Origin of the sequence: Labilithrix sp., from assembly GCA_019637155.1 — a bacterium.
In the GTDB taxonomy this organism is placed as follows: Bacteria; Myxococcota_A; Polyangia; order Polyangiales; family Polyangiaceae; genus Labilithrix.
This window is the reverse complement of record JAHBWE010000011.1, coordinates 296,262-310,000: the sequence shown is the minus strand read 5'-3', so window position 1 is coordinate 310,000 and position 13,739 is coordinate 296,262. Positions and strand designations below refer to the sequence as shown.

General features: G+C 70.5%; 13 protein-coding genes. 1 reads left to right on the top strand and 12 read right to left on the bottom strand.

The features are described 5' to 3' along the window. Positions 1-38 precede the first annotated feature (38 nt). The 5 genes from KF837_24675 to KF837_24655 form a co-directional block, all read right to left on the bottom strand. Positions 39-215, bottom strand: a complete 177-nt coding sequence (locus KF837_24675; GenBank protein ID MBX3230541.1) for a hypothetical protein — start codon at positions 213-215, stop codon at positions 39-41. 25 nt (positions 216-240) lie between these two features. Continuing rightward, positions 241-1,074, bottom strand: a complete 834-nt coding sequence (locus tag KF837_24670; GenBank protein ID MBX3230540.1) for a hypothetical protein — start codon at positions 1,072-1,074, stop codon at positions 241-243. Further along, positions 1,071-1,883 (bottom strand): tRNA 2-thiocytidine(32) synthetase TtcA, encoded by an 813-nt coding sequence (ttcA, locus tag KF837_24665; protein MBX3230539.1) that lies wholly within the window; start codon positions 1,881-1,883, stop codon positions 1,071-1,073. Before ttcA ends, KF837_24670 begins: the two co-directional genes overlap by 4 nt. An 82-nt stretch (positions 1,884-1,965) precedes the next feature. Next, a complete protein-coding gene (locus KF837_24660) occupies positions 1,966-3,654 on the bottom strand; it encodes a leucyl aminopeptidase (GenBank protein MBX3230538.1) in 1,689 nt (562 codons plus the stop codon). Positions 3,655-3,716: 62 nt separating this feature from the next. After that, positions 3,717-4,202 carry a hypothetical protein gene (locus KF837_24655; protein ID MBX3230537.1) on the bottom strand — a complete coding sequence of 162 codons (486 nt, stop codon included), beginning with the start codon at positions 4,200-4,202 and terminating at the stop codon, positions 3,717-3,719. Positions 4,203-4,433: 231 nt separating this feature from the next. Between KF837_24655 and KF837_24650 the strand changes: the two genes are divergently transcribed. Further along, a complete protein-coding gene (locus tag KF837_24650; protein MBX3230536.1) occupies positions 4,434-5,132 on the top strand; it encodes a hypothetical protein in 699 nt (232 codons plus the stop codon). Here KF837_24650 and KF837_24645 read toward each other — a convergent pair. The 7 genes from KF837_24645 to KF837_24615 form a co-directional block, all read right to left on the bottom strand. Next, complete coding sequence (locus KF837_24645) at positions 5,106-6,791, bottom strand: Crp/Fnr family transcriptional regulator (protein ID MBX3230535.1); 1,686 nt, start codon at positions 6,789-6,791, stop codon at positions 5,106-5,108. The genes KF837_24650 and KF837_24645 overlap by 27 nt on opposite strands. Positions 6,792-6,841: 50 nt before the next feature. Then, positions 6,842-7,975: a PQQ-binding-like beta-propeller repeat protein gene (locus KF837_24640; protein MBX3230534.1), complete on the bottom strand. Its 1,134-nt coding sequence runs from the start codon at positions 7,973-7,975 to the stop codon at positions 6,842-6,844. A gap of 206 nt (positions 7,976-8,181) precedes the next feature. Then, positions 8,182-8,496, bottom strand: coding sequence for a hypothetical protein (locus KF837_24635; GenBank protein ID MBX3230533.1), 315 nt, complete (start codon positions 8,494-8,496; stop codon positions 8,182-8,184). Positions 8,497-8,743: 247 nt separating this feature from the next. Then, complete coding sequence (locus KF837_24630; protein MBX3230532.1) at positions 8,744-9,184, bottom strand: hypothetical protein; 441 nt, start codon at positions 9,182-9,184, stop codon at positions 8,744-8,746. A gap of 62 nt (positions 9,185-9,246) precedes the next feature. Next, a complete protein-coding gene (locus KF837_24625) occupies positions 9,247-11,280 on the bottom strand; it encodes a hypothetical protein (GenBank protein MBX3230531.1) in 2,034 nt (677 codons plus the stop codon). Between the two features lie 51 nt (positions 11,281-11,331). Then, a complete protein-coding gene (locus KF837_24620; GenBank protein MBX3230530.1) occupies positions 11,332-13,452 on the bottom strand; it encodes a hypothetical protein in 2,121 nt (706 codons plus the stop codon). A gap of 27 nt (positions 13,453-13,479) precedes the next feature. Then, the gene (locus tag KF837_24615; GenBank protein MBX3230529.1) at positions 13,480-13,701 is read right to left on the bottom strand and encodes a hypothetical protein; all 222 of its coding nucleotides are present in this window, start codon (positions 13,699-13,701) and stop codon (positions 13,480-13,482) included. Between the last annotated feature and the right edge of the window lie 38 nt (positions 13,702-13,739).

Sequence of the window (13,739 nt, the reverse complement as noted above, 5' to 3'; positions counted from 1 at the left end):
TGGGGGTGTCGGGGGCAAAGCCCCCGACGTTGAGAGCCTCACGCGTTCGCCCCTGGTCGTACCAGCTGGACGCCTGCACGGAGCGCGACGATGCCGACGACGAGGAAGTAGATCGCCTCTACGTCGCTCGCGCGTGAGAGCGCGAGCGCGCCCCATACGAACGCGGCCGCCGCGCCGAGGACCAGGATACCGGCGAGGACGTCGAGGAGCGTCACGGTCGAAAGATACCGCCGCTCGTCCTCACCGTGCCACCCCCAGCGCGACCCCGGCGCACGCGACGACGCCGAGGAGGACGAGCCACGGGAGAGCCCGCCGGAGGCGGATGCGCCGCGAGGCGGCGATGCGCGTGCCGTGGCGCGCGAGCGCGATGCTCGTCGTGCCGCCGATGACGGCGATGCCGCAAACGACGGTGACGAGGCGCACGAGCACCGCGCGCTCCGGCACCGCGACCCCCCAGCCGACCCCTTGCATCGCGAGCGCGAGCACTACGCCGACCGCGACGTAGGCGCCGTCGCCTCGCGGCAGCGCGCTCCGCGGCTTGAGCGAGGTGCTCGCGATGATGCGCGCCGGCGAGCTCGGATCGGGCTTGAGCGCGGGCCCCGCGGACGCGAACGCGAAGAGCGCCCAGCCCACCATGCCGGCCGCGCCGCGGACGCCGTCCATCCGCGCCGACGAGAGCGCGGAGGGAGCGAGCGCCCAGACCATCGCGCTCGAGAGGACGAAGCCCCAGACCGACCACGTGCGCGCCCACATCGGGCCCGTCCACGCCGCGACGCGCTCGAGCGCCCCGAGCTTCGCCGCGGAGCGATCGTGATCCGACGCGCCGGCCGTCGCGCCGCCGCTGCCCTCGACGAACGGCGCGGTGACGAGCGCCACGATCCCCATGATCGCCGCCGCCTTCGCGAGGAGCGGCGCGCCCCGTGACCACGCGGCGGGGGCGACGGTGATCGCCCAGGCGTAGAGCCCCGGGATCGCCGCCTGCGCCGACGCGCCGATACCTGCGATTCGCTGCAGGAGACCCGGCCGCCGCGGCGGCATCGGGCCGGACATCGGGGCGTCGTCGGGGGAGCTCATTCCGCGGCGACCCTCACGAGGCGTGCGGGCGGGACGAGCGAGGTGACCTCCCGCGCCGCCTCGAGGCCGAGCGTCTTCCAGAGGTCCTTGTCGAGGAGCTGGCTCGGACGGACGTTCTGGAGCGCGGCGAGCATCACGTTCTTGATCCCAGGGTGCTTCGCTTCGAGATCGTTCAACAACGAGCCGACGATCTTCCTTTGGAGGTTGTCCTGCGAGCCGCACAGATCGCACGGCAGGATCGGGAACGCCTTCTCGCGCGCGTACGCCGCGATGTCCTCCTCCGCGCAGTAGGCGAGCGGCCGGATGACGACGTGCCCCTCCTCCGAGACGAGCTTCGGCGGCATCGCCGCGAGCGAGCCGGCGAAAAACAGGTTCAGGAACAGCGTCTGCAGGATGTCGTCGCGATGATGGCCGAGCGCGATCTTCGTCGCGCCGTACTCCTTCGCGAGGCGGTAGAGGATGCCGCGCCGGAGCCGTGAGCAGAGCGAGCAGTACGTCTTCCCGGCCGGGATCTTCTCGGTGACGATCGAGTACGTGTCCTCCGCGATCATGCGGAAGTCGTAGCTCTCGTCGCGCATGTAGCCGCGGAGGCGATCGGCGGGGTAGCCCGGATGGCCCTGGTCGACGTTGACGACGAGGAGCGAGAAGTCGACCGGCGCCTTCCGCGTGAGCTCGCGGAGCAGGTGCAGCATCGTGTAGCTGTCCTTGCCGCCGCTCACGCAGACCATGACGCGATCGCCGTCGGCGATCATGCCGAAATCGGCGATCGCGCGGGAGATGCCGCGACTGAGCCGTCGCTCGACGTCCATCGAGAACGGCTAGCAGCGATCAGCGAGCTATTCAACGCAGGGGCTGCGCCCCTGCACCCCGCTCGCACGATGCAGAAAAACGTCAGAACGTTTTTCTGCCGCGTGCTCGCGTTTGACGCGGCTTTGTTGGCGCGGGGAGGGGTTCCGAGCGCGGCTTGGTCGGCGCGGACTTCTTGGCTGCGGGGCGCGGAGCGGCCTTCGCGAGCGACGGCGCCGACGGAGCAGGCGCAGGCGTCGGAGCCGGTGCCGACGGAGACGTCGGGACCACCGCCGCGTTGCTCGCGCGATCGATGAGCGCGAGGAACGTGAGGATGCCGTGGCCGGTGCCGCCCTTGGGGTCCCAGCCGCGCACGCGGTCGCCCATCGCCGGGCCGGCGATGTCGCAGTGGACCCAGTTCCGCGTGTTGCCGATGAACTCGCGGAGGAAGAGCGCCGCGCTGATCGACCCGCCCCAGCGATCGCCGGTGTGCTTCAGGTCGGCGCTGTCGCTCTTCAGCTGATCCTTCAGGTCCTCCACGAGCGGCATGCGCCACATCTGCTCGCCCGAGTCCTTGATCGCGGTCTGGAACTCCTCCGCCGTCGCCTCGTTGTTCGAGTACCAGCCCGAGCAGCCGTTGCCGAGCGCGACGACGCACGCGCCGGTGAGCGTCGCGTTGTCGACGATGAGGTCCGGCTCGAGCGCGCGCGCGTAGGCGAGCGCGTCGGCGAGGATGAGGCGGCCCTCGGCGTCGGTGTTGACGATTTCGACACTTTTCCCGTCCAGCGAGCCCCACACGTCGCCGGGGCGATAGGAGCCGCCGTCCGGCATGTTCTCCGCCGCCGCGAGGATGCCGTGCACCTCGACGTCCGGCTTGAGGCGGCCGACGATGGACATGAGGCCGACGACGTTCGCCGCGCCGCTCATGTCGTGCTTCATCTCGCCCATGCCCGCCGCGGGCTTGATCGAGAGGCCGCCCGAGTCGAACGTGATGCCCTTGCCCACGATCGCGATGCGGCGCTTCGGGTTCGCCGGCTTGTAGGTGAAGTGCACGAGGCACGGCTTGTGGTCGCTGCCCTGCCCCACCGCCTGGAGCAGCTTCATCCCGCGCTTCTGGATCTCCTTGTAGTCGAACACCTGCACGCTGATGCCGGCTTCCTTCGCGGCGACCTTGGCCGCCTCGGCGAGCGTCTCCGGGTAGATGACGTTCGGCGGCTCGTTCGAGAGATCGCGCGAGAGGTTCACGCCGTTCGCGACCGTCTGCCCGAGGTCGACCTGCTGCTTCGCGTTCTTCGGCGTCTCGCCCCCGAGACAGATCGTGACCTGACCGAGCTCGGCCTTGGGCCGGCGATCGCCGGTCATGTACTTGTTGAAGCGGTACGCGCCGAGCTCGAGGCCCTCCGCGATCTCGCGGAGGCGGTGCTCGAGGCCGGCGGGCACGCCGAGGACGAGGCGCTTCGCCTTGTCCGCGTTCGCCGCGCGCGCCGCCTTCGCCGCGAACGTGCGGAGGTCGGCGGGGCCGAGCTTCGCGACGTCGCCGAGGCCGATGACGACCAGGCGATCGGCCTTCACCTTGCCGAGGGTCGAGAGGGAGATCTGCTGATCCTTCTTCCCCTTGAACTCTTCCTTCTTGATGAGCTTGCCGAGCGCGCCCCCGAGCGCGCGATCGAACCCGTCGAGCGGCGACCGCTCGTTTTTCTTGGGACGGCCTCCGAGGAGAGGCGTGCCGACGACCATGAGGTCACCGGTCTCGCGCGACGGAAGGACGGAACGAACGCTGATTTTCAGGGGCATCGCGTGCGGTTATACGCCGATGCGACCTGTGTGGGGTACACAGAAATGTGGGGCGCCGGCCCTTAGCCGACGAGCCGCGCGTGCTTGCCGAGCGTGAGCGGCATCGCGATGCGAGGCTCGGGTACGCCGGCGAAGACGCGACGCGTCGGGATGCCGTCGACGGAGAGCGCGAGGATCGTCGGCGCGCCGCGGTAGACCCAGAGCACCTTGCACGGCAGCGCGTACTCGACGCCGGTGATCGCGTCGGCCGCGCGCAGGATCACGTTCGCTCCGCTCGGCACCGTCGATGCGCAGCTCACGACCACCGCACCGGCACCGACGCTACGCACCTCCACCGGCAGGATCGCCCCATCGCCGATCATCTGCGCCGGCAGCGCGCTCCGCGGTCGCTCGTACGGCCCGATCGCTGGGACATCGAGGTCGCCCGTCACGAGCTGCATGAGCGACAACAGCTCGATTTGCTCACGGCTCTCGAGTGGTTCGCCGAGCGACGCGTTGCGTGCCGAGAGCTCCCAGAAGCGAACCAGAAAGTCGAGCTTGTCGATCAAAGCGCACCTGTACGGCAGAGGATGGGGACAGCTCTGCGAAGCATGTGCCACGCGCGAGCAACTCCGGTTGGACGTGCATCGTCGTGGAAAGTTTCCGATGCGCGGCGCCCACACGCTGCCAACGTCGTTGCGGCGCTCTGCATTACAGGACGGCGTGAACGTGCTCCCGCGTCGGTGCACCAGAGCTTTTCCCACCTTCCCTCGCGCGGACGATTCGGCGATGGTGGTGTCGTGCTCGCGCGATCTCTCGTGGCCTTCTGCATCGTCTTGGGGACGGCGAGCCTCGCGTGCTCTGACCCCAAGGTGTCGCTCGGGAAGGGCACCCGCGAGTACACCGACAGCGACTACGCGCAGGTGCTCGATCGCTGGACGCGCACGAAGAGCCTCTTCGCGGTGAGCGAGCTCGACGACCTGCTCACCGTCACCGCGACGTTCGAGTCGTGGGACTTCCGGTGGGCGTACGTCGTGAAGTACTCGAACGACTACCGCCTCACCGTCGAGCAGCGCCGCACGCTGCTCGAGAAGACGCTCGCCGAGACGCGCGACTCGCATCGCTTCTACGTCGCGCTCTACGGCACGAAGGTGCGCTGGGCCGATCTCACGAAGCCGCAGAGCGCGTGGATCGTCCGGTTGATCGACGACGAAGGGAACGAGACCGCGCCGACCTCGATCGAGCTCGTGCTCCGCCCCGGCCCGCTGGAAATCCGCTATTTCCCGTATTCCACGGTGTGGCGTCACATCTTCCGGATCAAGTTCCCCACCACGACGCCGGACGGCCGGTCGACGATCAACGACCAGGCGAAGTGGTTCGGCCTCCGCTTCGCGGGCGCGGAGGGCAACGAGGAGCTGCGCTGGGACCTCGAAGGCGGGGCCCAGAACGAGAAGAAGACGGCGCGCCTGACGTCACATCCCGGCGAAGACTTCGAGTAGCGGCGGGCACGTCACGAGGAGCTCCTGCGCGACGCCGCGATCGCCGAACATCACGAGCGCGCCGCCCTTCCCTGCGCGCGCGGTGAACGGCGCGTTGCCCATGCCGAGCACCTCGCTCGGGAACAGGAACTCGCCGGAGCCGACCACGCCCGCGACCTCGTCGCCCTTCATCAGCTCGAGCTCGCCGATCCCGATGAGGAGCAGCCCCGGGACCGTCTCGCCGGCGTTGACGACGATCTCGGCGGGGAGGAGCGGACGCATCTTCAGCTTCGAGATGACCTGCTCGCGGATCGACATGTCGAGGCGCTCGCCGAGCGGACCGATCGTGATGCCGACCAGCGTCTGCACCTTGTCCGCCGCGGCGCGCAGGTCGTCCTCGACCCACGGGATCGTCCGGAACGCGTCCTCCACCGCTGCGTCGGACCACGTCGCGACGGTGCCGGAGCCCTTCGTCGCGATGAGGCGCATCGGGACGCCCTCGTCGGTCGTGCCGCGCGCGCGGAGCACCGCGCCTTCCTCGAGCCGGCCCGCGGGGGCGTCGACCATCGTCGCCGCGACCTCGAACGATCCCTTCACGATGTAGGCGAGCGCGAACGTCGCGATCTCCTCGCCCTCGTTCAGGTCGTGCAGCGTCGCGGCGGCGGCGAACGCGGCGCGCGCGTCGTCCGGCAGATCCGAGAACGCCTCGACCGACTCGAGGTCGAGCCCCGTCGCCGGCGGAATCGACGGCATCGCGACCTCGGGCGGCGGCGGCTCGGGCTCCGGGGGCGGCGGCGGCTCGGGAGGCGGCGGCGCGACCTCGGGCTCGGGCTCGGGCGGCGGCTCGACCGCGCGCGCGACGGGCACCTTCGGCGGAGGGCTTCGGGAGCGTGGGCTTCGGGACGGTGGCTTTGCCGCGCGCGGCGGGAGCGGCGGCGGCGGCTTCGGGGCTGGCGGACGGACCGGCGGCGGCGGCGGCGCGACCGGAGCGGCGGCGAGCCCGCTGAAGCTCGGGCGCGAGGCGCGCTGCGGCGGCGCGAGCGGCGGCGGCGGCGACGAGATCGGCACGCGCGGCGCGGGCGCGTCGGAGCGCGGCTTCATGAGCGCGTTCGGCCGCACGCTCGTGACGACCTCTTCGTCCTGCGGCGGCGGCGGGACGGACGCGGGCGCAGGCCCCGGGACCGGGAGCTGCGCGGACATCTCGGCCCACGGATCGAACATGCCCGCGTGCGCGGTCGCGGCGTCGACGACCGACGGCATGCGCTCGCGCGCTGCGTCCTGGTCCTGCTCCTCGTACGGCTCCTGGCCTCCGAGCTCGCCGGCGTCGACCTCGGCGGTGCCGGCCTCGATCGCCGGCGCGGACGCTTCGCGCGGCGGAGGCCGCAGCGGCTCGTCCTCGTCGACCTCGATGTCGGTCGGGAGCTCGTCCTCCTCGAGGAGGTCGTCCTCGTGGAGCTCGGGCGCCTCCTCGTTGTTCATGAACTCGGTCAGCTCGGCGGCGTAGCGAGCGAGCTCGAGCGCGCGGTCGTCGTCGTTCGCGTCGCCGGCGGCCTGCGCGGCGCGGCGCAGCCAGACGAGGGCGTCGATCCTCTCCCCTCGCCGCCAGAGCGTGTCCGCGGTCTGGAGGCCCCAGGCCACGTCCTCGGCGTCGGTCGGTTTCGGTTGCGGAATCTCGGCCATCGAGGGTGAGAGAGCGCGGGAGCGCGCCCATTCGGCCTCGCCACGGTAGATCACGGCAAAAGCAAAGTCACGGAACCGTCCTCCGAGGGCACGACGAGCGACCCATCCGTGAGCAGGGTGAGCGGCGCGTCGACGTCCGCCCCGGTCGGGAACCGCCAGCGGACGGAGCCGTCCGGATCGATCGCGTAGGCCGCGTCGTCCTGGGCCCCGAAGTAGAGCGCGCCGTCGTCGTCCTCGAGCGGAGCGCCGTGGATCCCGAACTCCCGCGCGCCGGTCCCCTGCACCGGGAACCACCCGCGGATGCCCCCGTCGGGCCCGATCCGGAGGACGCGCGGCGCCGGCCCGTAGGTCCCGGCGAGGACGTCGCCGTTCCGCGCGAGCGCGAGCCCGCCGCGGACGTACCCGCCCGCGTCCGCCGCCCAGACCGTCCCGCCGTCGGGCGCGAGCATCACGACCTCGTTGCGATCGGTCCCGACCCAGACCGATCCGTCGTCGCCGACCACCGGCGCGCCGTCGACGTCGGCGCCGAGCGGCGCGCGCCAGGCGAGGACGCCGCTCGCCGCGTCGACCGCGTAGACCGCGTCGTCCTGCGAGCCGAAGACGATGCGCGTCCCGCTCAGCGCCGGCGCGGTGAACACCTTGCTCTTCGCCGCGAAGCGCCACGCGACGTCGCCGCCGCGGCGCACCGCGAGCACCTGGTTGCCCGCCGCGAACACGACGTTCCCGTCCGGCGTCGCGAGCGCGGCGGTGTCGGCCTCGCCGTCGACGTCGACGCGATGGAGCACCTCGCCCTTCGCCGAGATCGCGAACATCTTCTTCGCGTCGCTGCCCACCCAGACGGTGCCGTCGTCGTGCACGAACGGCGCGCCGTACGCGCGATCGCCGAGCTTCACCGTCCAGCGCCGCGCGCCGTCGGCCCGCGCGAGCGCGATCAGGTCGCCGCCGAGCGTCGCGACGTAGAGCGTGGCCTCGTCCTCGGAGACGGTGACCTGCGCCGCGACCGGCGCGTCGACCTTCGCCGTCCACCCGACGCGGACGGTCTTCGGCCCGCGCCCGCGCGCGCGATGCGTGCGGCGCGCGTCGCCGTGCTGCATGCGCGCGGCGCCGTCGGCGACGGCCGCGTCGGCGAGCTCACCGCGGAGGAGCGCGGAGCCCGCTTCGACGACGACGGGATCCATCGTCATGCGCGCGGGCGTGAGGGGCGCGGGCGGCTTCTTGGTCCGCGTCGCGACGGCGGCGACGAGGACGGCGATCAGCGCGCCGAGAGGTACGGCTCGAACGAACGCCGAAGCCCCTGCGTTTGAAGCGAGCGCGCGGCAAAAAACGCGTCTTCGCGTTTTATGCATGTCGCGCGAGCGGGGTGCAGGGGCGCAGCCCCTGCGTTGAATACTCAGCGCTTCCGCTGCTGGGCGGCGCGGACGCGGCGCTCGGACTGGCGCGCTTCGTCGACGCCGATGGCGTGCGCTGCCTCACCGGGCATGCGGCGCGCGAGCCAGCCGATCAGGGTGAGGCCCGCGGTCCGCGTGGTCTCCGGCATCTGCGGCTCGCGGATCAGGCGCGTGATGTCGCCGATGAGGCGCGCGCGCTCTCCCTCGTTGGGGATGTGCTCCGCATCCGGACAGCCACCGAAGGTGCGCGTGGTCCGAGATGCGTAGATGGCTTCGATCGTCAGCTCGGAAGAAGCTTTGCGCGAAGAAGAAGGCACGAGAGATCGAGAGTGTACCCGTTTCTCGCCAGCCGTCGAGTTTACAGTAGGACCCAATGCTCCTCCTCAACACGCGTCATTACGGACACTTACGTGTCCTCCCTGCGCCCTTCTGTCACCGCTGCAGGGCGGATGGTGGGGATAGCGCAACGCGCTAAGGACGCAAGCGGGACGCACGCAATTTTTTCTTGACGGCGCCGGAAAGATTCGTTCCTGAATCGCCGTTCCGTCCCAGTTCGGCGGATTCTCAATGCATTTCGAGCGTATCGCAGCTCGTGCCGACCTCGACGCGCGTCGTGCCGCGGGAGACGCGGACGCGGACGAGCGGAGCGTCCCGCACCATCAGCCAGATGACCTGGTTGCCGTCGTTGTCGCGTGGCGGGTCGTCGATGCGGCCGTTCCCCGCCAAGGTGCGGCTCCCCACCGTCGCCGCCTTCGGGTCCTCGCTGCCGCCCTTGTCGAAGAGGAGCGTCACCACGTTCGGGCAGAGGTTCACGATCTCGTACGCCTTCCGCTTCTTCGGCACGGCGGGCGTCGCCTCGGGCGAAGGCGAAGACGCGGGCGCGGGCGGCGCGACCGGCGAGGCCTCGGGCGGATCCGTCGACACGTCGTCCGGCGTCTTCGACTCCTTGCCTCCACACGCGACGACCGCAGCCGCAGCAAAACAAAGAACAGCACGCATCATCATCCCGACCGAGCGTACATGAAAATGTCACGGCCAGCCCGCTTCGCGCCGCCGTAGCCCGGGCCCTACTTCGGGCTGAAGATGCGGACCTGGCGCGGCGGGACCGTGACGGTGGGGCCGTTGGCGTTCGAGGACTCGATCTCCTCGTTCAGCGCGCCGTTGGGGAGGCCGTTCACGACCTTCGAGGAGTCGCTGCGGTTGATCGCGACGTACACGACGTCCTGGCCCGGCAGCTCCTGCTTGAAGACCCACGCGTCGGAGTCGGCGTTGATGGTCGAGCGGCGGCCGCGGCGGAGGGCCGGGTGGCGCGCGCGGATCTCGCCGAGGCGCTTCAGGCGATCGCGCAGGTACGTCTGCGCCTGCGTGTAGCCCGACCACTGCATCACGCGGCGGTTGTCGGGATCGCCCGCGCCGGGGAGGCCGATCTCGTCGCCGTAGTAGATGAGCGGGGCGCCGCGGTTCGTGAAGATCACCGCGAAGCCGTTCGCGACGCGCTCGTACGCCGCGAGCTCGCTCACCGGGCCGGGCTGGTTCGACCACGCGAGGTTCTTGCCGTCGGCGCCCTGGTCGTTGCCCCACGGCCGGTTGTTCGCGGCGAGGTGGATGATGCGCGGCAGGTCGTGGTTTCCGATGAACGTGCTCATGATCGCGCGCGACCCGTAATAGAGGTCGTTCGTGTCCATGAACCGCGAGAGCTCGCTCATCGGCGTCGTGCGCATGAGCGTCGCCTCGACGATGAGCTTCCGGAGCGGGAAGTCGAACTGACCGTCGAGCTTCGTCGTGGGATCGATGTACTTCTTGAGCAGCTCGCGGTTCCCGAAGTCGTAGGTCTCGCCGACCATGTAGAAGCGCTGCTGCGGATCCTGCTGCGCGATGACGTCGGTCTTCAGCTTCGCGCGCAGCGACGTGAGCCACGAGATGTCGACGTGCTTGATCGCGTCGGCGCGGAAGCCGTCGACGCCGGTCTGCTTCACCCACTCGACCGCGTTCTCGACCGCCCAATCGCGCGCCGCCGCGTTCGTGTAGTTCCAGTGCGGGAGGTAGTCGGTGAACCAGCACCGCTCCGCCTGCGCGTCCCACGAGCAGCCCTGCCCGCAGACGCAGTCGCCGCCGGAGCCGTTGCTGTTCGGCCAGAACCAGTCGTTGTGCTGCTGGTACACCGGCGAGTCCGAGTGGACGTGCACCATCGCGTAGTCGAAGAGGACCTTGATCCCGTTCTGGTGCGCGGTCGAGACGAGCGTCTTGAGGTCCTGGAACGTGCCGAAGCACCCCTCGGTCGAGAGCTGCGTCGCGCTCGCGCCGAGGAGCGGCCAGTAGCCGTGGTAGCCGGAGTAGTTCCGCGTGTCGCCGCCGACGCCCTTGCCCGATTTGTTCGGGTTGTCGAACGGCACCGTGACCCACAGCGTGTTGGCGCCGATGCTCTTGAAGTACCCGTCCTTGATGCGCTCGGTGACGCCCTTCCAGTCGCCGCCGAGGTAGTTCGCGATCGGATCGACGCCGGGGATGGTGCAGCTGTTCGCGCTGTCGCCGTTCAAGAAGCGGTCGACGAACACGAAGTAGATGACCGCGTCGCGCCAGTCGTAGACGCCGGGCGGGAGCTCCCCTTCTTCTTCGCAGGCGGGCTCCTCGCAGGTCTTCCCCTCGAACGTGTTGTTCGAGTTGCTCTGCGCGTCGGTCACGATCGGCTGGTTCGGATCGGTCTTCCAGACCCCGTCGACGATGAACTTGTACTGAATCGGCGTCGCGAGCGGGACCTGGATGTCGACGCTCCAGAGGTTGCCCGTCCGCGTCATCGGCTTGCCGACCTCCCAGGTCTCGGGGCCGCCGAAGTCGCCGCGGAGCTCCACGCTCGTCTCACCATTGAACGGATACGTGATCGTGTGCGGGCAGCGCTTCAGCTCCTCGGGGCACACGACGATGCTCGCGCCGGTCTGCTGGCCGCCGTAGCCGTACGGATCGTCGCCGCTCCCGCTCCCCGGGTTGAACTTCGACGGATCCGGCGGTTCGCCGTAGTCGCGGTTCGTGGCATCGGAGCTCCCGCACGCGGCCGCGAGGACGCCGGCGAGAACGAAAGCAGCGGCGAGACGAGACGAAGGCATGGGGGACCTCGAAGCCTGGCGCAGCATGGCGGAAGGGCCAGGTTTGTCAACTCACGGCTGAGTCACGACACACTGGGTCGCGGCCGAAATGTAGAGTTTTACCGCAAACGGGTCCGGCGGGACGGTCAGGACGGTCGCGTCCAGCGGCTTTCCGCTGAGCGCCTCCACGAGGTCCGTAGGGGACCCCGCCGGGAGCGCCACCTCCACCGGCGTCGTCGGCCGGCGCGTCAGGACGACGATCGCCGTCTCGTCCTCGGTCGTCCGCGCGAACACGAAGCGCTCGGCGTCGGAGAGCAGGGTCGTGAGCTTGCCGCGCCGGAGCGCGCGCGAGCACGACCGCGTCACGCCGAGCTTCCGCGTCAGCGCGCGCGTCTCGATCTGCTCGGGGAGGAGCTCGCCCTCGGCCGGCATCACGCGGCGGCAGTCCGGATCGCTCCGGCCCGCGAGCCCGACCTCGTCGCCGTAGTAGAGGACGGGCGCGCCCGGCATCGTGAGCACCGCCGCGAGCGCGAGCCGCTGCTTCGCGTAGACGAGCGGATCGACCGGCTGCGGCGGCGAGATCCACGTGTCGCCGTCCGCGTTGCCGGCGCTCTCGGTCGCGAAGCGCGAGACGTCGTGGTTGCCGATGAAGAGGCCCATCACGGCGTCGGCGCCCTCCCACGTCGCCTCGCCTTCGAGGAAGCTCGCCTCGATCGCGGAGAGCGGCGCGCTCTCGTACGCGATCGCGTTGCGGAGCGTCCACATGAGCGGGAAGTGGAAGCTCCCGTCGAGGCCGTAAGGACCGAGGTCGTAGCGGAGGCTCTGGTAGTTGCCGGGCCCGACGAAGTTCTCGCCGATCACGTAGAGGTGGTTCCCAGGATGCTCGTAGCGCCGCCGCGCGGCGGTCGCGACGCGGCGCGTGGCGGAGCGCGGCGTCATCGGGACCGCGTCGATCCGGATCCCGTCGGCGTTCCAGCGATCGAACCACCAGAGCACCGCGTCGCTGCCGGCCTTCGCCGCGGCGCCGTTGTTCCAGTCCATGTCGGGGAGGTACGGCGCGAACGAGCACGTCTTGATGTTCGCGCCCCAGTCGCAGGCGCCCTCTCCGCAGATGCAGCCGTTCGCGAACCACTCCGGGTGCTCGCGCGTCCACGGATGCTGCTCGTGGACGTGGTTCGGCACGACGTCGAACAGCACGCGGACGCCGCGCGCGTGCGCCGCGGCCATGAAGTCGTCGAGCTCGGCCTCCGTCGCGACGCGCGGGTCGATCCCGCGCGGATCGATCGGCCAGTACCCGTGGTAGCTCGAATAGGAGCGCCCGTCCTTGCCGAGGAACTCGCCCTCCGGGTTCGTGTAGAGCGGAGAGAGCCAGAGCGCCGAGACGCCCATCGCCTCGAGCTCCCCCGCGTCGAGCGCCGCGCGCACGCCGGCGAGGTTGCCGCCCGCGCGCGCCGACGGCGTCGCCGGCGTCTTCAGCGCGCCGCTGCCGTCGCGGAAGCGATCGAGGACGACCTGGTAGACGATCGCGTCGCGCGGGTCCCACGGCTCGTTCGTGCCGTCGATCCACACCGTCGCGCGCGCGTCCTCGGCGACGCGACCGTCCGCCGATCGGGCCTCGATCGTATACGTGTATTTTCCACGCGCCAGGCCGCGCAGCGCGAAGCCGATCTTCCCCGTCGCGGGGTCGACCGCGTCCGCGCGGAGCTCGCTCCCATCGCGCGCCTTCGCGACGACCGAAGCCGCCTCGACGCGCGCGCCGTTCTTCGCCGACAGGAACGTGAGGCGCACGTTGGCGTCGCCGGCCGCGTTCGTCTCCACCGAGTCGACGCGGAGCGCGGGCGTCTCGCACGCGGCCGCGGTCGCGACCGTCACCTCGCGGCCGTCGTGCGTGCCCGTCATCGGCTCGGATCGGTTCGTGAGCCAGACGCCGTCCTCGATGATCGCGTACGCGTGCTCCCCCGGCGAGGTGTCGATCGCGGTGACGCGCCAGCCGTCGGGCCGAACCGAAGGCGCGCGCCCCGGCCGCTTCCATCCGTCCCAGTCGCCCACGACCTCGACGTGCGCGCTCGGGCTCACCGGCTTGTGCCAGACGACGAGCCCGCACTCGCGCACGTTCGACGAGCGCGGCGCGTCCTCCGACGAGCACGCCGCCGCCACCGCGAGGAACAGCGTTACGGCAGCGGCGCGGCGCACCTCTGCGGACTAGCGTCGAGACGACGCTCAGGCAAACCAGCGCTTGAACACGAGGAGCCCGGCCCCCGCGAGCGCCGCGCCGATGAGCCCGATCCCGACGAGCGACCTCGGATGCGGCACGACGCGCCGCCGCCGGCCCTTCATCGCCGCGCTCGTCTTCGGCGGCACCTTCGGCGGGTCGTAGTGCTCGACGAAGAGGGCGTCGATCGTGACCTCGACGTGATCGGTCCGGCCTTCCGTCGGCATCATCGCAAGCTCCTCAGCATGGGATCGTCTCATCGTGTCAT